Source organism: Flavobacterium amniphilum (assembly GCF_023634845.1).
Taxonomy (GTDB): Bacteria; Bacteroidota; Bacteroidia; order Flavobacteriales; family Flavobacteriaceae; genus Flavobacterium; species Flavobacterium amniphilum.
The window spans coordinates 35,049-53,292 of the sequence record NZ_JAMLJL010000010.1; the positions used below are offsets into that span (position 1 = coordinate 35,049).

Annotated in this window: 18 protein-coding genes; 7 read left to right on the forward strand and 11 right to left on the reverse strand. The window is 36.5% G+C overall.

Going from position 1 to position 18,244, the window contains the following annotated elements:
• Positions 1-28: 28 nt before the first annotated feature.
• On the forward strand, positions 29-850 hold the full coding sequence (folP, locus tag NAT51_RS12310; protein WP_250598304.1) for a dihydropteroate synthase: 822 nt from the start codon (positions 29-31) through the stop codon (positions 848-850).
• On the opposite strand, the gene NAT51_RS12315 is transcribed toward folP, so the two are convergent.
• From NAT51_RS12315 to NAT51_RS12350, 8 genes are all read right to left on the reverse strand, one after another.
• The gene (locus NAT51_RS12315) at positions 847-1,245 is read right to left on the reverse strand and encodes an acyl-CoA thioesterase (protein WP_250598311.1); all 399 of its coding nucleotides are present in this window, start codon (positions 1,243-1,245) and stop codon (positions 847-849) included. The two genes, folP and NAT51_RS12315, sit on opposite strands and share 4 nt — an antisense overlap.
• 8 nt (positions 1,246-1,253) lie before the next feature.
• Positions 1,254-3,014 (reverse strand): ABC transporter ATP-binding protein, encoded by a 1,761-nt coding sequence (locus NAT51_RS12320; RefSeq protein WP_250598313.1) that lies wholly within the window; start codon positions 3,012-3,014, stop codon positions 1,254-1,256.
• Entirely contained in the window at positions 3,001-3,756 is a 756-nt protein-coding gene (truA, locus tag NAT51_RS12325) for a tRNA pseudouridine(38-40) synthase TruA (RefSeq protein ID WP_250598320.1), read from the reverse strand. The genes NAT51_RS12320 and truA overlap by 14 nt, the downstream gene beginning before the upstream one ends.
• Positions 3,757-3,862: 106 nt before the next feature.
• Positions 3,863-4,405 (reverse strand): hypothetical protein, encoded by a 543-nt coding sequence (locus NAT51_RS12330; protein WP_250598322.1) that lies wholly within the window; start codon positions 4,403-4,405, stop codon positions 3,863-3,865.
• A gap of 96 nt (positions 4,406-4,501) precedes the next feature.
• On the reverse strand, positions 4,502-5,080 hold the full coding sequence (locus NAT51_RS12335; protein ID WP_250598324.1) for a Maf-like protein: 579 nt from the start codon (positions 5,078-5,080) through the stop codon (positions 4,502-4,504).
• Positions 5,070-5,993, reverse strand: a complete 924-nt coding sequence (locus NAT51_RS12340) for a geranylgeranylglycerol-phosphate geranylgeranyltransferase (protein ID WP_250598326.1) — start codon at positions 5,991-5,993, stop codon at positions 5,070-5,072. The genes NAT51_RS12335 and NAT51_RS12340 overlap by 11 nt, the downstream gene beginning before the upstream one ends.
• The gene (locus NAT51_RS12345; RefSeq protein ID WP_250598328.1) at positions 5,993-6,520 is read right to left on the reverse strand and encodes a KdsC family phosphatase; all 528 of its coding nucleotides are present in this window, start codon (positions 6,518-6,520) and stop codon (positions 5,993-5,995) included. Before NAT51_RS12345 ends, NAT51_RS12340 begins: the two co-directional genes overlap by 1 nt.
• Positions 6,504-7,265, reverse strand: a complete 762-nt coding sequence (locus NAT51_RS12350) for a Rossmann-like and DUF2520 domain-containing protein (protein ID WP_250598329.1) — start codon at positions 7,263-7,265, stop codon at positions 6,504-6,506. The genes NAT51_RS12345 and NAT51_RS12350 overlap by 17 nt, the downstream gene beginning before the upstream one ends.
• A gap of 140 nt (positions 7,266-7,405) precedes the next feature.
• Between NAT51_RS12350 and NAT51_RS12355 the strand changes: the two genes are divergently transcribed.
• From NAT51_RS12355 to NAT51_RS12365, 3 genes are all read left to right on the forward strand, one after another.
• Entirely contained in the window at positions 7,406-7,846 is a 441-nt protein-coding gene (locus NAT51_RS12355) for a hypothetical protein (RefSeq protein ID WP_250598330.1), read from the forward strand.
• 145 nt (positions 7,847-7,991) lie between these two features.
• Entirely contained in the window at positions 7,992-11,117 is a 3,126-nt protein-coding gene (ccsA, locus tag NAT51_RS12360; protein WP_250598337.1) for a cytochrome c biogenesis protein CcsA, read from the forward strand.
• 6 nt (positions 11,118-11,123) lie between these two features.
• Complete coding sequence (locus NAT51_RS12365; RefSeq protein WP_250598339.1) at positions 11,124-11,717, forward strand: glutathione peroxidase; 594 nt, start codon at positions 11,124-11,126, stop codon at positions 11,715-11,717.
• Between the two features lie 28 nt (positions 11,718-11,745).
• On the opposite strand, the gene NAT51_RS12370 is transcribed toward NAT51_RS12365, so the two are convergent.
• Positions 11,746-12,822 carry a serine hydrolase domain-containing protein gene (locus NAT51_RS12370; protein ID WP_250598341.1) on the reverse strand — a complete coding sequence of 359 codons (1,077 nt, stop codon included), beginning with the start codon at positions 12,820-12,822 and terminating at the stop codon, positions 11,746-11,748.
• Positions 12,823-12,898: 76 nt separating this feature from the next.
• On the opposite strand from NAT51_RS12370, the gene NAT51_RS12375 reads away from it, so the two are divergent.
• Both NAT51_RS12375 and NAT51_RS12380 read left to right on the forward strand, forming a co-directional pair.
• Positions 12,899-13,336: a lipocalin-like domain-containing protein gene (locus NAT51_RS12375; RefSeq protein WP_250598343.1), complete on the forward strand. Its 438-nt coding sequence runs from the start codon at positions 12,899-12,901 to the stop codon at positions 13,334-13,336.
• A complete protein-coding gene (locus tag NAT51_RS12380; protein ID WP_250598345.1) occupies positions 13,317-13,613 on the forward strand; it encodes a DUF721 domain-containing protein in 297 nt (98 codons plus the stop codon). Before NAT51_RS12375 ends, NAT51_RS12380 begins: the two co-directional genes overlap by 20 nt.
• Positions 13,614-13,654: 41 nt before the next feature.
• Here the strand turns inward: NAT51_RS12380 and aceA are convergent, their stop codons facing one another.
• Positions 13,655-14,932, reverse strand: a complete 1,278-nt coding sequence (gene aceA, locus NAT51_RS12385; protein ID WP_250598347.1) for an isocitrate lyase — start codon at positions 14,930-14,932, stop codon at positions 13,655-13,657.
• Between the two features lie 77 nt (positions 14,933-15,009).
• Positions 15,010-16,590 (reverse strand): malate synthase A, encoded by a 1,581-nt coding sequence (gene aceB, locus NAT51_RS12390; RefSeq protein ID WP_250598349.1) that lies wholly within the window; start codon positions 16,588-16,590, stop codon positions 15,010-15,012.
• Between the two features lie 143 nt (positions 16,591-16,733).
• Here aceB and NAT51_RS12395 point away from each other — a divergent pair, with 143 nt between their 5' ends.
• Positions 16,734-18,212, forward strand: coding sequence for a helix-turn-helix domain-containing protein (locus NAT51_RS12395; RefSeq protein WP_250598351.1), 1,479 nt, complete (start codon positions 16,734-16,736; stop codon positions 18,210-18,212).
• Positions 18,213-18,244 lie beyond the last annotated feature (32 nt).

The window sequence follows — 18,244 nt, forward strand, 5'->3', positions numbered from 1 at the left end:
TTAGAATTTATTTAAAAAAAATATAAAAATGACCGTCAACTGCAAAGGAAACCTGATCGATTTAACAACACCCAAAGTCATGGGGATTCTGAATGTTACACCCGATTCCTTTTATGACGGGGGCAAGTTTTCTTCCGATGTTGTTGTTTTGAAACAGGTGGAGAAAATGCTGATGGATGGAGCCAATTTTATTGATGTGGGCGGACAAACGACGAAGCCGACAGCTGATATGATTACTGCAGAAGAGGAATTGAAAAGAGTGATTCCGGTAGTAGATTCAATTTTAAAAAACTTCCCTGATGCATTACTTTCAATCGATACTTTTTATGCTAAAGTAGCCGAAGAAACCATTTTGAACGGAGCAGCTCTGATCAATGATGTGTCTGCCGGGAATTTAGATGGAGATATGTTGCCAATGGTTGCTAAACTCCAGGTGCCTTACATCATGATGCACATGCGCGGAACTCCGCAAACCATGCAAAAACTAACGCAGTATGATGATTTGGTGAAAGAGGTCTTGTTTTATTTTTCGGAAAAAATAACCCAGGCACGAAGCCTGGGCATCTATGATATCATTGTCGATCCTGGATTTGGTTTTGCCAAAACACTGGACCAGAATTATGAATTGCTTTCAAGACTGGATTTGTTCCAAATGTTGGAATTACCTGTTTTAGTTGGCGTTTCCCGTAAATCGATGATTTATAAAGTATTGGAAACTGCATCTGAACATGCTTTAAACGGCACAACGGTTTTGAATACACTGGCTTTGACAAAAGGAGCCAATATTTTACGGGTGCATGACGTTAAGGAAGCAGTGGAATGTGTCCGGTTAATTAGTCAATTGGGTTAAACCAAAAATCCTTCAATTTGCGGAATGGTATCCGGAGCAACCGGTCTTCCGTTTTTGATGGCTACTCCCGTAACTTTTGCCGATAAAATTGCTTTGTTATCCGAAAGTCGGATGATATCCTGATGGAAAACTACTTTTAGATTGCCTTCTTTTTCAGCGGAAACTTCAATTTTGAATTTGTCGCGGCTCACCAGTGAATTTTTGAAATTCATTTCGATGCTTTTTACGACTAACATGATATTGTTTTGGGCAAAATCCACAAAATCAATGCCGTGGTGGTGTAAAAATTCATGGCGGGCATGTTCTAAATAATTCTGGTACACCGAATTGTTCACAATTCCCTGTACATCCAGTTCATAGTCTCTTACGTCTAATTCAATTGAATACTTTTCCATTTTTTTGTTTAGTTGATTTCTTCTTCGTGGTTAACAAATTGTGCTTCGTATAGTTTTTTATAGTAGCCTTCTTCTTTTTGTAATAGCTGTTGGTGATTGCCTTCCTCAACAATGATTCCTTTATCCAATACCACAATTTTATCAGCATTGATAACCGTGGCCAAGCGGTGGGCGATAACAATTGAAGTCCTGTTTTGGGTTAAGGTCAGGGTTGCCTTCTGGATCATGGCTTCCAGATATGCATCAATGGATGAAGTTGCCTCATCAAGAATTAAAATACTTGGTTTGCTGACATATGCGCGTAAAAAGGCAATTAGTTGGCGCTGTCCTGACGATAGCATATTCCCTCTTTCCTTGACATCGTAATCGTAATTTCCGGGAAGGCTCATGATAAAATCATGGGCGCCAATTTCCTTGGCGGCAGCAATCACTTCTTCCCTTGAAACAGAAGGATTGTTTAAGGTGATGTTGTTGTGGATAGTGTCTGCAAATAAGAATACATCCTGAAGAACAACAGCGATTTGTTTGCGTAAACTTCCAAGGGTATATTCTTTGATGTTCTGTCCGTCAACGCAGATGGTACCCGATTTGATTTCGTAAAAACGGTTCAATAAGTTAACAATAGTTGACTTTCCTGCTCCGGTGGCACCAACAATGGCTACTGTTTCTCCTTTTTGAATGGACAGGCTGATGTTTTTAAGTACATCTTCATCTTCTTTATACCCGAATACCACATTTTTGAATTCAATTTCCCCTTCAAAATGTGGAGCTTCCAGTGTTCCGGTTTCTTCTGTGGGTTTATTGTCGTCCAAAACTTCAAAAACACGGTTGGCTGCTATCATTCCCATCTGCATCTCATTGAATTTATCGGCAATCTGGCGGAGCGGTGTAAAAAATATCGAAATGTACATCGTGTAAGCAAACAAATCACCAAAACTGGTAATGCCGTCATTGTTTAAAATATTCAATCCACCGTACCAAATGATTAAACTTAGTGTCAGTGCTGAAACAATATCGGCAATAGGAAAGAAGATCGAGTTGTACCAAACGTTTTTAACCCAGGCTTTTTTATGGAGGTAATTTATTTTTTTGAAATTCTGGTATTCAGTTTCTTCCCGTATGAATAATTGTACGATTTTCATTCCTGAAACCCTTTCCTGTACAAATGTATTCATATTGGCAATCTGGGTTCGCACTTCTTCAAAAGCATCTTTCATTTTAATTTGGAAAACACGTGTTGCGTAAATTAAAATCGGCATGGCAGCCACAACGATGAGTGTCAATTTCCAGTTCATGTATAGCATAAAGCCTAATACCACTATCATTTTAAGAAGATCACTTACAATCATGAATAATCCCTGGCTGAAAATACGGGCGATGGCTTCAATATCAGATACGGCCCGGGTTACCAGTTTGCCTACAGGCTCGTGGTCATAATAACTCATTTTAAAACCCGATAAGTGTTTGAATAATTTAATTCGGATGTCTTTAATGATGTCTTGTCCCAGCCAGTTGGCCCAATACACAAAATAAAATTGGGCGAGCACCTCGAGGAATAAAACCAAACCAATTAATACAATAAAAAGTAGTAAGCCTTTTTCATCTTTGTGTTGGATGTAATGATCCACATTATATTTCAGAAGATATGGTCGTAATGCGGCAAAAACTGAAAGTAAAATAGCCCAGACAATTACGCTGTTGTAGCGCCATTTGTAAGGTTTTGTGTATTCTAAAATTCGTTTAAAAAGTTTCGAATCAAATGCTTTCATTCTTTTTATGGATGTACGGATACGCTATATTCGTTAAAAACAATCCTTGTGCAGGTACTGAAAATCCTGCTTTTTTCCGGTCTTTACTTTCGATGATTTTAATGAAATCTTCTTTTGTGATTTTATGAAGACCGATGTTTACCAAGGTGCCAACAATCGCTCTGACCATATTACGCAGGAAGCGGTCGGCAGTTATGGTAAAGATAAGTTTATTATTTTCTTTTCTCCAATAAGCTTCGGTAATTTTACAATTGTAAGTGAAAACATCGGTATTGGATTTTGAAAAGCATTGGAAATCAGTGAAACCCAATAATAATTGTGCTGATTCATTCATCAGTTCCAAATCCAAAGGCAACTGATTGAACCATGAAGTTTCATTTCCGAAAATATCTTTTTTGGTGGAAATAAAATAATGGTAAGTTCTTGAAGTGGCATCAAAACGTGCGTGAGCTTCTTCGTGAACCGGTATGATGTCATAAACAGCAATATCTTTTGGTAAAAATGAATTGGCTTTATAGATCAATTTTTCTTTATCGATAACCTTTTCCGAATCAAAATGCCCGTACATTTGGGATGCATGCACGCCACTGTCAGTTCTTCCTGCACCAACAATATCGATTTCTTCCTGTAATAAAGTTGAAAAAACCTTGTTCAATGTTTCTTGTACAGATATGGCATTGGGTTGGTATTGCCATCCGTGGTAATGGGTTCCGTTGTAAGCGAATTCGATAAAATACTTCAATTTGAAAATCTTTTTGCAAAGATAAAAGAAAACAGCCGGGTATAAAATAATAAAAGAGAGAACCGTGGCTCTCTCTTTACTATATTTGATTCAGTTTGAAGAAAAATTAGTCTCTTCTTCCGTGACCTCTTCCGTGACCTTGGTCATTGCCTCTGTCGTGTTTTTTGTAGTGACCGTGTCCGTGACCTCTTCCGTTATCGTGACGGTAATCTCTGTCGTTATCGTAGTGTCTTGGGTTAACCGCTACATAATTTGTTCTTCTGTTGTGTCTTGGAGCGTAGTACTCTTCACGGTAATTGCGGTAGTTGTCTCTCCAGTAATGTCTGCGGTGGTAGTTAAAATGTGTCCAAGGAGTTCCACCTCTGTAATCGATAACTACTCTATGGCCTCTGTTTATATCGTATCCGTGGCAATATTCAGGCAAGTAGCGTGAGCGGCACCAACCGTTAGAACCGTAGTATACATAAACGGCATCGTAAGTATCATAGTAACATTCGATTTCCGGTAAATATACATATTGAACTCCCTCGTCATAATGGTCGCACCATGTTGGACGTGAACCAATGTTCAGGCTGACTGATACTTGTGCATTTGATTCCAGGGCAAATAAGATTAAAAATGCTCCGAATATAAATTGTAACTTTTTCATAATATTAGTTTTAAGTTATGGATAATAGTTAAACGATGATGTTTGGTAATTAGTGTCCAATTACTGTGCCAAAAATATTTTTGAAAGGGATTTAAATTACAATTTTAACAGATACTGGTATACTTTTTCGGTTGGTAAACCTACCACATTTGTATACGATCCTTCTATTTTAGAAATGCCCACAAGTCCGATCCAGTCTTGTATTCCATAGCTTCCGGCTTTGTCCAGCGGTTTGTAATTTTGGATGTAATATTCAATGGCTTCCAAGCTCAAATCGTTAAAAGTAACCTGTGTGATATCATGAATGATTTCAGCGGAATTTTGTGTTTTAAAACATACGGAAGTTACAACCTGATGTGTTTTTCCGGCCAATTTCTGAAGCATTTTTATGGCATCAGCCTCATCAACCGGTTTGCCCAATGCTTCGTTTTCCAGCCAAACCAAAGTATCGCTGGTAATCAATAATTCATTATCGGCTAAATCAGTAAAAACATCAGCTTTGAGTTTTGCCAGATAATTGGTTATGTAATAGGATTGAAGATGTGGCGGGAATATTTCTTCAATTTCTTTTAAACGGATTTCAAAATCAAGATCCAAGTCTTTGAAAAACTGCTGACGGCGAGGGGATCCTGATGCGAGAATTATTTTTGTGTCTTTGAATTTATTACGAAGCATAGTATTTCATGTTTATTCCGATTACTCCAATGGCAATAATTCCGAAAAGGATTATCAGTTTCAATACCATACTCAAATGGCTGAATTCTTTTTTGTTTCTGGCGGACCAAATTTTAATCATAAGATAAAAAAGCGGACCAATGAGAAAAGCTAATATGTATACGGTAGCGAATTGTAGGTGGAAAAGATTATTATAGGTATAATACAAAATTAACGCTGCCGGTATAATTGCCAGTCCGAATACTACTTTTGCTGTTCTGGAAATTCCCAATAAGATAGGTAAAGTTTGAATTCCGTTGTTGTAATCGCCTTTGACATCTTCCATGTCTTTGATTAATTCACGTATGAAATTGATGATAAAGGCAATGATGGAAAAATCAATCAAAATTGAAAAAACAACTTTCATAACCGATTGGTTTTCGGGAGTCGTTGCCGGGTAAATATCAAATAGTCCAATAATAATCATGCTGAAAGCTAATAAAAAGGAAACCACTAAATTCTTGACCAAAAGAATTTGTTTGAATGAAGTTGCATACATATAAAGTAAGGCAGCACACAAAATGAAAACTGTAACAAACCCCGGTTTTTGTATGGCATTGGATAAATAAAATCCAGTCCCGACTCCTATAAGTGTAAATCCGATGTATAAATTGTAAGCTGTGCCCTCTGAAATTGATTTTCCGACGATATTGCCGTTTGGTTTGTTTTCGGCATCAGGTTTTTGATCGACAATGTCATTGATAATATAGCCTCCGGCAGCAATACTTATCGTGGAAAGTATTAATAAGTAATATTGCCAGTCCTCAAGGAAAAGCCAGATATTCTGTATTTTTAAAAAACCATACAAAACAACTAATTGCATCAAAGCTATTAAAAGTAAGTTCTGGTAGCGGATGAGTTTTAAGTATTTCATTAGTCGAATTTACCGTTAAAATAAGTGTTCCATTTTTCCTGAACTTTCATTACCTGTTCAATAACATCACGAACGGCACCTTTTCCTCCGTTTCTATGTGATATGTAATTTGAAATTTCTTTGATTTCCGGAACGGCATCCTGAGGGCAGGTAGGAAGACCGACTAATTGCATTACATGATAATCGGGAATGTCGTCTCCCATGTAAAGAACATGCTCCGGTTTGATGTTGTAAATATTAATATATTCTTTGAATGTTTCAACCTTGTCAGGTGAACCTAAATGAATATCAGTTATGCCTAAATTGCGTAAACGTATACGGACTCCTTCATTGCTTCCGCCTGAAATTATACAAACATGATAACCGCTTTCGATCGCTGCTTTCATGGCAAATCCGTCGCGGATGTTCATTTCGCGTAGCATTTCCCCGGTTTGTGAAACGTGAACCGTTCCGTCTGTTAAAACTCCGTCGACATCAAAAATAAAAGTAGTGATGCCGTTCATGATTTCTTTATAGCTTTTTGCCATTATCAATTATTGATTTTGTAAGTAATTTATAAATTTCTTTTTGTGTGTTGTCCTGAAGAAAATTCAAATGTGCATTGATCGTTGTGGTGTCATTGCGTTTGGCCGGACCGGTTTGGGCTTCTTCCGGAGAGAGAAACTTTATTTTATCGGCTGTTTCTTCAATTAACGGATATAGTATTTCGAAAGGAATATTGTTTTCGGTGCAAATTTCGGAACCAATCCTGTATAAATGATTTACAAAATTGCAGGAAAATACAGCGGCTACATGTAAAGCTTTACGTTGTTCCGAAGAAATATTAAAAGGCTTGTCTGAAATTGATTTGGCAACCGATTCCAATACTAAGTAATCTTCTTCATTTTGCGCTTCAAGGCAAACCGGAATTTCCTTAAAGTTAACTTTTTTGTCTTTTGAAAAAGTCTGTAGCGGATAAAAAACGCCTTTTCGGTTTCTGGAACTCAGATTGTCAATTGAAACCGTTCCGGATGTGTGGACCACCAATTTGTTTTCAAAAGGGATTTGGGCAGAAACACTTTCTATGGCCTGATCGGTCACCGAAATAATATATAAGTCAGATTCCTGTATTTGGGCGAAATTATTTGTGATTTTTTCAGACGGAATCAAGTGCGACAGTGTTTCGGTCTGGCGGGCAAAAACCTGTTTTATTTCAACAAAACTGCTTTGGCTGAAAGCCGAAATCAAATGCCGGGCTACATTACCCGAGCCAATAATTGTTACCTGAATCATTTGGCTAAAATAAGAATTTTTCAAGTTTTACATCCATTCATATTATATTAACATTATGTTGTTAATAATCAATTGTGGGAAATGATGTTTTTTTAAACAAAAAAATTATATTTGCGAACCAATCCTAAATTGTTTAAACTATGAAAAACGTATTTATGTTAGCTTTACTGTTAATCAGTAGCTTAAGTTTCGCTCAAATTAAAGTATTGCCAACAACACCTTTGGAAAGATTAGGGCGTGTGGGAACTAACGATGTTTATGTTCAGAAAGAAGGTTCTCAATATACATTCTTCTACAAAGACATGGAGAACACAGATGATACTTCAATCAAAAACTTTACATTTAAAAATGTAGACGGTGATTATGATAATCTGTTTAAAATCATCATTGATGGTTTCAATGCATCACCTATGTATGACATCAAATTGGAATTGCCAAATGATTATGTATGGTTACACTATACAAAAGCTACAAACAAAGCGGTTGTTCAGTTTATGACAACAAACAAAGTGACATCTTCTACAGGTATCTCACAAATGATGAGTATGGAAGATATCAAAAAATTATTCGAGAGAAGTTAATTTTCTATATTTGATTCAACCTTAAAGCGAAACATATTGTTTCGCTTTTTTTATTCTTAAAATCTCCTTAAAAAACCATTCCTTTTAAGTTTTAAAAGAAAGTAATTAAGTATTTTTGTTGCACTTAAATCAGCAATCCAAAACAATGGACAAAAAAATATTTTCTTTTTTATTTTCTACACGATTAATGGCTGTCTTATTTATTGTTTTTGCAGCAGCCATGGCAGCCGGAACCTTTATTGAAGACGCATACAACACAGATACAGCAAGGATTATTGTGTATAATTCGTGGTGGTTTGAAGCGATTATGTTTTTCTTTATGTTGAACTTTTTGGGTAACATTAAACGTTACCAGTTATACAAAAAAGAGAAATGGGCGACTTTGGTTTTGCATTTGTCGTTCATTTTGATTTTAGCCGGAGCTTTTATAACCCGTTATATCAGTTATGAAGGAATGATGCCAATCCGTGAAGGAGCAACAGAAAATCAGGTTTATTCAGACAGAACTTTTTTAACCATGTATGTCGACGGTATGCATAATGGGGAAATGAAGCGTAAAACAATTGAAAAGCCTCTATTGCTTTCGGCAGCTGTTGATAATGATTTTGACTATAAAGATAATTTCAGTGATGTTCCATTTGAAGTGGAATTGATTGATTTTGTGATGGGTGCCAAAGAAATAATAAAACCTGATGAGAAAGGGATTTTATTCCTGAAAATGGTTGAAGCCGGAGGTGGGGAGCGCCATGAGCATTATCTGAAAGAAGGAGAAGTACAAAGTATTCACAATATTCTTTTTGCTTTGAATAAGTATACTAAAGGCGCTGTAAACATCACAATTAATGATAAGGAATCTTCCATTGAAACACCATTTGACGGTAACTTTATGCGGATGGCTGATCAGATGAAAGGAAACGTGATGAAAGACACGAAATCTGATTTAATGTACCGTTCGTTGTATAATGTTGGAGGTAGCCAGTTCGTTTTCCCTGAAGCTGCTATTAAAGGAGTGAAAGAATACAAATCAAACGGTAATTATAAAGATAAAGAAACCGATGATGCTTTGGTCTTTAAAGTTTCAAACCAAGGAAAAGAAAAAACAATTACGCTTTTAGGTTCAAAAGGTAAAGTCAGCGAACCTCAGGCTTTTAAATTGGGTGATTTAGAGTATACTGTTATTTTTGGAAGTAAAGTGTATGATTTGCCTTTCAAAGTGAGATTAAATAAATTTATTGCATCAAAATACCCGGGTACGGAAAAAAGCTACTCAGCATTTGAAAGTCAAGTAACTATTTTGGATGAGAAACCTTTTGATGCCCGAATTTTTATGAATAATATTTTGGATCATAAGGGATACCGTTTCTTTCAGGCTGGTTTCGATCCGGATGAAAAAGGAACTAAATTATCGGTAAACTATGATTTCTGGGGAACCTGGATTACCTATATCGGCTATTTCCTATTGTACATTGCTATGTTGGCAATTTTATTTACAAAGCATTCACGTTTTGGTGATTTAAAGGCAAAACTAAAGAAGGTCCGTCTTAAAAAAGAATCTCTTTTGGTTGTTGTTCTTTTCTTATCTTTTGCAGGTTTTGCACAGCATGGTAATCATAAGCATCAAAAAGTTACCGAAAAACAAATTGATGAATTGCTTCATAAGTTTTTGGTTCCAAAAGAACATGCGGAAAAATTTGGACGCTTGGTTATTCAGGATGCAGGAGGGCGTATGAAGCCTATTAATACGTTTTCTTCCGAATTGTTACGTAAAGTAAGTAAGAGTGATACTTATAAAGACATGAACGCTGATCAGGTGTTTTTATCCATTACTCAATTTCCGCAAATATGGTATGAAGTTCCGGTTATTTATCTGAAAAAAGGGAATGATAGTATCCGTAAAATTATCGGTATTGATAAAGAAGCGAAATATGCTAAAATGATCGACTTTTTTGATGCCAAAGGGAATTATAAATTGACTAACCAATTAGATAAAGCGTATAAGGCAGCGGTACCTAATGCTTTTGAGACAGATTTTATTGAAGCCGACAGAAAAGTGAATTTATTGTATTCTGCGTTAAGCGGACAGATTTTGAAAATTTTCCCAAAACCACATGACAGTAACAACAAATGGGTGAGTTATTTGGAATTGAATGAAGAAACCGGGACTGCTTTGGATACTGTTAAAAATGTATTACCTTTTTATTTGAATTCATTGGATAAGGCGGCGACTTCAAAAGATTATAAGTTGGCAAACAGTTTAGTTTTGGGACTTGATAAGTACCAAAAGAAATATGGCTATGAAGTTCGCCCAACTGACAGGCAGATTGACTTAGAAATTTTATACAATAAGTTTGATGTGTTTAAAAAGTTGTACTCCTGGTATATTTATGTAGGATTACTTATGTTCATGTTTGTAATTATAAATATTTTCAATAAGAAGAAATGGGTTAAAATTTCAGTAAATATATTTCATGGAATTGTAGCTTTCTTATTTTTATTACATACCGCCGGATTAATTTCCCGTTGGTATATTTCGGGTCATGCGCCTTGGAGTAATGCGTATGAATCGATGATTTATGTGGGTTGGTCCATTATGTTTTTCGGATTGGTATTCGGAAGGAAATCTGCTTTGACCGTTGCTTCTACTTCATTTGTTGCCGCTATGATTTTAATGGTTGCACACTGGAGTTGGATGGATCCTGAAATTGCAAATTTGCAACCGGTTTTGAATTCGTATTGGCTAATGATTCACGTGGCGGTTATTGTCGGGAGTTACGGGCCTTTTGCCTTAGGAGCGATTCTCGGTTTGGTTGCGCTTGGATTGATGTTGTTTACTAATGAAAAGAATAAGAAAGTGATGGATTTGAGCATCAAGGAAATTACATACATCAACGAAATGTCACTAACAGTCGGTTTAGTTATGTTGACTATCGGAAACTTCCTTGGCGGTCAATGGGCTAACGAAAGTTGGGGACGTTATTGGGGATGGGATCCAAAAGAAACCTGGGCATTAATCAGTATTATGGTGTATGCTTTCGTGATTCATATGCGATTTGTGCCGGCATTAAGAGGGAAATTTATTTATAACTTCATGAGTGTGTTGGCTTTTGCATCAGTACTGATGACTTATTTTGGAGTAAATTTCCACTTGAGCGGATTGCATTCATACGCGTCAGGTGAAAGACAAAATGTGGTCATTTATTTATATGTTTTGATTGGATTTCTCGCTTATTCAGGATTAGTGTATTTTAGATACCGGAAATTTAAAAAATAAAAAAAAATGAAAAATATTGTTGTAATTTTAAGTATGATTTTGGCTATTGGATGTCAAGGTCAGGAAAAGAAGAATAAAAACACAACAGATAAAAAAACAACTAAAAAAGAAATTATGGCTGCAAATACGATTTACCAATTTAAAGTCAAAGATATTTCAGGGAACGATTTTGATCTGGCTTCACTGAAAGGAAAAAAAGTAATGATTGTGAATACGGCTTCTGAATGTGGTTTAACGCCACAGTATGAGCAATTACAAGAGTTGTATACCGAATTTAAGGATGATAATTTTACAATTATCGGTTTTCCGGCTAACAATTTCGGAGCACAGGAACCTGGTAGTAATGAGCAAATTGCTACATTTTGTCAACGAAATTATGGAGTTACTTTCCCGATGATGGAAAAAATATCAGTAAAAGGTGATGATACGCATGCGTTATATCAATTTCTGACCCATAAAGACCAAAACGGATTAGAAGACAATGAGGTGAAATGGAACTTTCAGAAATACCTGATCAATGAAGACGGTACTTTGGCCAAAGTAATCGGGCCGGAAACGCTGCCTATTGATGAAACCGTAATCAAATGGATTAAACCATAAAAAGAAAAATATTCTAAAAATAAATGCGCTACGTAAATAGCGCATTTATTTTTTGCCAAAGTGTTTCATCAAAATCGGAAAGCGCCATGTTGCTTCCGTCTGCCGCATCTCCCATTCGGATAATAACCATTTTTTTACTTGGGACTACGTATATTTTTTGGTCATTTTTCCCTAAAGCCATGAGCATATCACTTGGAGCTGAAGGAATAATGCTGCCGTTGAATTGGAATTGGGAACCCGGCAAATGATAGGAAGCTTTTCCGTTTAACCACCATAAGTAACCATAGGCTAAATTGATGTTTTGGGAAGTTGAGGTAGCTTCATTGAAATAGGTTTCGTTAAGAATTTGGCTGCCGTTCCATTTTCCTTTGTTTAAAGCTAATAACCCGAAACGTGCCATGCTTCTTGTGTTGCTTGAATATATCCGTAATCCGTCAGGATTGTTATACCAAAAACCACTTGTGCTCATTCCGATTTTATCGCGTAACTTACTGTTGAAATAAGCATTCCATGTTTGTCCGCTTGCTTGTGTTACTACATCCTGAAGTTTGACATATACATTGTCATATGCCCAACGGGTTCCTGCATCTGATTTGTAAATTAAATTTGAAGGTTCAACTAAATCTTCATTGAATTCATCATCCAAACCTGAAGTCATTGATAATAAATGCTTGCAGGTAATCAGATTTTCTTTTGCCAAGGTTTCACTTGTCCATCCGGTTCCAATGTAGGTTGATACTTTTTGGTTGATATTTAAAAGGTTTTCCTGTTGGGCAATCCCTGTTAGTGTTGAAGTTAAGGTTTTTCCGGCACTGGCCCAATACCAAACAGTTGAGGAATTGTGTCCGTTGAAGTATTCTTCCATTACGATTCTTCCGTTGACCAGAATCATGAATGATTTAGAATGTTTCTCGTTGAGATAATCTTTCAAAGGCTGTACGGCACTTTGGTTCCAACCTAATGAAGAGATCGATTTTGTCTCCCAGGTTGAGCCGCTTAATGGAGGGAAATACATACTTTCCGGTGCGGCTTCATTTGTAGTTTCATCTGAACTGCATCCTGATAATACTAAAAAGCAAAAGGTTATAGTGTAAAATAGTTTCATTTTGGGTTTTTTAGTTATTTCAAATTTAGACTATAATTTTTCAAAAAGGTTTAACCGAATGTTTTAATTTTACGATATGAAAAGAACTGCAGTTATAATGGTAGCTCTGGTTGTTTTTTCCTGTAAGGAAAAAGTGAAGCTGGGTCAGATTGATAAAATTAAAGGATATTGGCAAATCACTAAGGTTGAAACGGCCAAAGGAGATAAAAAAGAATATCCGGTAAATGAAAACTATGAATATTTTGATATCAAAAATAATTCGGGTTTTCATAAGAAAGTGAGATGGCAACCGATGGGAACATTTTTAGTAGATGACTTGCAGGAGAAAATGACTGCTTCTGAAAAAGATGGACAGGTTGTGTTGGATTTTTCATCCGATTTTGGAAAGCATTCCGAAATTGTTGCCGAATTGTCTGATAGTTTATTGGTTCTGGAATCAGAAGAAGGGGCTAATTTTCATTATAAAAAAGTTAATGTAAATTCATTAGAACAATATGGCAAAAAGGCTGAGTAACGAGAGTTCGATAGGTGATATTCTTAAAGAAATCATCGACGCAAACAAACTGGATAAAGGTTTGAACCAGATTTCCGTGGCCGATGCCTGGAAAAACCTGATGGGTAACGGTGTGAATAATTATACCCGGAATGTATTGCTTAAAGGTTCTGTTTTGTATGTTGAATTGACTTCTGCGGTTTTAAGGGAAGAATTGAGTTACGGGAAGGATAAAATCATTAAGATGATCAACGAAGAACTCGGTAGGGAAGTTGTGAAAGATGTTGTATTAAAATAGGAAATGCCCCATGATTGGGGCATTTTCACTAACCAAAAAAATTAGAATTGCGCTGTTTCGGTTGAATCTTTCATCGCCACTGTTGAAGCTAATCCTGCAGTAACCGCATTCTGTACTTCGTCAAAATAGGTTGTTCCTACAAAATTCTGGTGCTTCACGGCTCTGAATCCTTCAGCCTGTAACGCAAACTCTTTTTGCTGTAATTCCGAATATCCCGCCATTCCTTTTCTTTTATATGCTAATGCCAATTCAAACATTGATGTGTTCAAGGCATGGAATCCGGCCAATGTGATAAATTGGAATTTGTATCCTAAAGCTGCTAAATCTTCACGGAATGTTTCCATTTCAGCTACTGATAATTTGGCTGCCCAGTTGAATGATGGCGAACAGTTGTATGCTAATAGTTTATCTGGATATTGTGCGTGAATGGCTTCGGCAAATTTTCTTGCCTCAGTGATGTCAGGAGTTGAAGTTTCCAGCCATATTAAATCGGCATACGGAGCGTAGGATAAACCACGGCTGATTCCTTGCTCTAATCCTGCATTTACATAGAAGAAACCTTCTGGTGTTCTTTCTCCGGTGATAAACTCTCGGTCTCTGTAGTCAACATCACTTGTCAATAAGTTAGCTGCATCTGCATCGGTACGGGCAACAATTAGTGTTGGTACTCCCATCACATCAGCTGCTAAACGGGCTGCTACTAATTTATTGATGGCTTCCTGCGTAGGAACTAATACTTTTCCTCCCAAGTGTCCGCATTTTTTAGCTGAAGATAATTGGTCTTCAAAGTGAACACCAGCAGCTCCAGCTTCGATCATGCCTTTCATTAATTCAAATGCATTTAAGTTACCGCCGAATCCGGCTTCAGCATCTGCAACAATAGGTACTAAATATTCTTTTTTATTTTCTACTTTATTTACTGATTGAATTTGATCGGCACGCAACAAGGCATTATTGATTCTTTTAACAACCTGCGGAACACTGTTTGCAGGATATAAAGATTGGTCAGGATACATTTCACCTGCTAGATTTGCATCGGCTGCTACCTGCCAGCCGCTTAAATATATGGCTTCCAGTCCTGCTTCGACTTCCTGGATTGCCTGATTTCCTGTCATGGCTCCTAAACCGGCCACCCAGTCCTGAGAATGTAATTTTTTCCATAGTACTTCGGATCCGTGACGCGCGATGGAATGCTCAATTTGATAAGAACCTTGTAATTCTACTACTTTTCCGGCAGTATATGGTCTTTCGATACCTTTCCATCTTGGGTTTGTTGTCCATTCGGTAACTAATTGTTGAATTCTTTCTTCAGTTTTCATAATTTTGTTGTGCTTTAAATAGTTATTATTAATTATTTGGATGTAATTGCCGGATGTTGCCGCATCCGGCAGTTTTTTTAAAGATACTTGTATGCGATTGTTGTTAAGAAATCGTCTAATTCAGGTTTAAGTGACATTTCTGTAAATAAATCAGTTGCTAATTCAAATCGGCCTTTAGCGTATCTTTCTTCGCCTACATCTTCCCTGATTTTTATCAATTCGATTTCAGTTAATTCTTTTAGAAGGTAAGGAGTGAATGTTTTCCCGTTTTCCAAAGTGATATTGTTTTTCAGCCAAAGCCAAACCTGTGCTCTTGAAATTTCTGCAGTTGCAGCATCTTCCATTAAATGGTACAAAGCAGCAGCTCCAGTACCCATCAACCAGGATTCGATGTATAAAATCCCGATATTGATGTTTTTTTGTATGCCTTTCAAAGTGATGCTTCCTTGGGGGATTTCTAGTAATTGGTCTTCTGTAATGCTTAATTCATTCCGTCTGATATGCATCTGGTTTTTCGTTAACATATTGTCATTGAAAACTTTCATGGCCACCGGAACCAATGCGGGATGTGCTACCCAAGTACCGTCGTGCCCGTTTTTAACTTCGCGTTCTTTGTCGGTAATGACTTTATTGAATGCAATCTCATTGGCTTCATCGTTATTTTTGATTGGAATTTGAGCTGCCATTCCTCCAATTGCCAATACGTTGCGTTTGTGACAAATTTGGATGACTCTCAATGAATAAGCGCTCATGAACGGACTTGTCATAGTGATTTGATCTCTGTCCGGAACAATGAAATTTTTATGGTTTTTCAGTTTTTTGATGTAAGAGAATATGTAATCCCAACGACCACAATTCAGACCTGCAATATGTTCTTTCAGTTCGTAAATGATTTCGTCCAACTGGAAACTGGCCGTTATAGTTTCGATTAAAACAGTTGCTTTGATTGTTCCTTGTTTGATGTCTAAATAATCCTGACTGAAGATGAAAACTTCATTCCACCAACGGGCTTCTTCATAATGTTCCAATTTCGGTAAATAGAAGTATGGGCCTAACCCATTTTTGATTTGTGTATTTGCATTGTGAAAGAAAAACAAACCAAAATCAACTAAAGAAGCTGATGCTAATTCACCTTCAAAAGAAATATTTTTTTCTTCTAAATGTAAACCACGCGGACGGACCAACAACACCGAATGTTTTTCGTTTAAAGTGTATTTTTTGCCATTTTGCTCTAAATCAATGCTTTTTTTGACGGCATCTCTTAAATTTTGCTGTCCTTCCATTAGGTTGCTCCAGGTTGGTGAGCAACTGTCTTCAAAATCGGCCATAAATGTTTTTGCGCCGGAATTTAAAGCATTGATGACCATTTTGCGGTCAACCGGACCGGTAATTTCAACCCTTCTGTCTAATAAAGGTTCCGGAATTCGGGCAGCTGTCCAGGCTGTGTTTCGGATGGTTTTGGTTTCCAAAGGAAAAACCGGGTTTTCTCCCGAATCGAAAATCTTTTGTTGGATATCTCTTTTGTCCAAAAGTGAAATGCGGGTTTGGTTGAATTTTTTATGTAAAGCTTCAAGAAAAAGTAAGGCTTCATCCGTCAGGATGTCTTTATAGGTAGCTTGGTTTTTAACCTCATAGGTTTTATTGATTGCTAATTCCATTTTTGTGTTGATTTAGTTTTTATGCGAACAAACTTATAAAATTAAAATTTACAAAACAAGCGAACGTTCGCAAAATATTTTAAAATTGCAAAATTCATTAAAAGTCATATCTTTGTTTTGAAGTAATAAATCCAGTATTTGTAATGATTGAAGAAGAATATATACGTCTGATTTTCGGATTGAAAATGAAACAGATGCGGACAGAAAAGAATCTGTCTTTATTCGGTTTGGCCAAAATAACCGGTTTATCTAAATCGTATCTGAATGAAATTGAGAAAGGGAAGAAGTATCCGAAGCGCGATAAAATATTATTGCTGGCCGAAGCATTGGAATCGAATTACGATCATTTGGTTTCCTTAAAGCTGGATAAAAACCTGGCGCCAATCGGTGAAATCCTGCAATCAAACATATTAAAGGAGATTCCTTTGGAATTATTCGGAATAAAAGAAAGTGACTTAATTGATATCATTGCCGAAGCTCCGGTAAAGGTTAATGCCTTCATCAGCACGCTTTTTGAAATCGCCAAACATTACAATTTAACTCGGGAAAGTTTCTTTTTGGCGGCTTTACGTTCTTATCAGGAAGCAAACAATAATTATTTTGATGAAATAGAAAGCCAGGTAGAGAAGTTTGCTAAAGCATATTCAATTGATTTGAACCAGAAATTATCCATACAGGAATTAGAAGAGATTTTGATCGAAGAGTATGGCTATACGATTAATAACGAGGAATTGTCACAACATAAGGAATTGATTAATCTCCGTTCGGTTTTTGTACCTACTTCCAAAACGCTTCTGGTTTCTTCCGAAACAGATGAATCACAACGGATGTTTATCTATGCCAAAGAAATTGCCTACAACTATCTGAATATTACCGATAGATTATACACGTTTTCATGGATTAAATTCGAACGTTTCGATCAGGTGCTGAATAATTTTCTGGCGTCTTATTTTGCAGGCGCTTTACTGATTCCGAGGAAACCATTGGTTAAAAAACTAAAAACATTTTTTGAAAAGAAAACCTTTGATGCAAATGAATTTCAAAGTTTAATCGCAGAATATACAGATTCACCCGAAACTTTTTACCAGCGCTTAACAAATATCCTTCCGAAGGATTTTAACCTTAAAAACTTATTCTTTTTACGTTTCAGTTATAAACCCGAGCGTAATGATATTAAGCTGACGAAAGAATTGCACATCACTAATTTACTGGAGCCGCATGCTAATGAAAGTTACGAGCATTACTGTAGAAGATGGATTTCGTTAAAAACCATAAAGGAAATCCCGCATATCGATGAAGAACATTTATTTGATACCCAGATTTCTTCGTATACACACAGCGGTGTGGAATATTTTACGATGTCTTCGGCTACAAAAGATCCTTTTAGAAATGGCTATTACAGAAGTATTGGTTTTGGAATCATGATTACACCCAATTCTTCTTCGAAAATAGCTTTTTTAAACGATGAAAATATAAAAAGAAGGGAAGTAGGAGTAACGTGTGAATCATGCAGAATTGCTGATTGTGCCGAAAGAGTGGCACCACCCAAAACAGTTGAGAAAAAAGTCAGATTCTCCCAAACCGATGAAGTGGTTCAGGGAATATTTGAAAAATATAAATAATAAAAAAGCCGCTCAAATGAACGGCTTTTTTT

Coding starts and splice junctions, on each gene's coding strand:
- NAT51_RS12395 (WP_250598351.1), top strand. CDS start 16,734: ATGATTGAAGAAGAATATATACGTCTGATTTTCGGATTGAAAATGAAA.
- folP (WP_250598304.1), top strand. CDS start 29: ATGACCGTCAACTGCAAAGGAAACCTGATCGATTTAACAACACCCAAA.
- aceB (WP_250598349.1), bottom strand. CDS start 16,590: ATGGAATTAGCAATCAATAAAACCTATGAGGTTAAAAACCAAGCTACC.
- aceA (WP_250598347.1), bottom strand. CDS start 14,932: ATGAAAACTGAAGAAAGAATTCAACAATTAGTTACCGAATGGACAACA.
- NAT51_RS12355 (WP_250598330.1), top strand. CDS start 7,406: ATGAAAAACGTATTTATGTTAGCTTTACTGTTAATCAGTAGCTTAAGT.
- NAT51_RS12365 (WP_250598339.1), top strand. CDS start 11,124: ATGAAAAATATTGTTGTAATTTTAAGTATGATTTTGGCTATTGGATGT.
- NAT51_RS12315 (WP_250598311.1), bottom strand. CDS start 1,245: ATGGAAAAGTATTCAATTGAATTAGACGTAAGAGACTATGAACTGGAT.
- NAT51_RS12375 (WP_250598343.1), top strand. CDS start 12,899: ATGAAAAGAACTGCAGTTATAATGGTAGCTCTGGTTGTTTTTTCCTGT.
- NAT51_RS12350 (WP_250598329.1), bottom strand. CDS start 7,265: ATGATTCAGGTAACAATTATTGGCTCGGGTAATGTAGCCCGGCATTTG.
- NAT51_RS12380 (WP_250598345.1), top strand. CDS start 13,317: ATGGCAAAAAGGCTGAGTAACGAGAGTTCGATAGGTGATATTCTTAAA.
- NAT51_RS12370 (WP_250598341.1), bottom strand. CDS start 12,822: ATGAAACTATTTTACACTATAACCTTTTGCTTTTTAGTATTATCAGGA.
- NAT51_RS12335 (WP_250598324.1), bottom strand. CDS start 5,080: ATGCTTCGTAATAAATTCAAAGACACAAAAATAATTCTCGCATCAGGA.
- NAT51_RS12340 (WP_250598326.1), bottom strand. CDS start 5,993: ATGAAATACTTAAAACTCATCCGCTACCAGAACTTACTTTTAATAGCT.
- NAT51_RS12330 (WP_250598322.1), bottom strand. CDS start 4,405: ATGAAAAAGTTACAATTTATATTCGGAGCATTTTTAATCTTATTTGCC.
- NAT51_RS12345 (WP_250598328.1), bottom strand. CDS start 6,520: ATGGCAAAAAGCTATAAAGAAATCATGAACGGCATCACTACTTTTATT.
- NAT51_RS12320 (WP_250598313.1), bottom strand. CDS start 3,014: ATGAAAGCATTTGATTCGAAACTTTTTAAACGAATTTTAGAATACACA.
- ccsA (WP_250598337.1), top strand. CDS start 7,992: ATGGACAAAAAAATATTTTCTTTTTTATTTTCTACACGATTAATGGCT.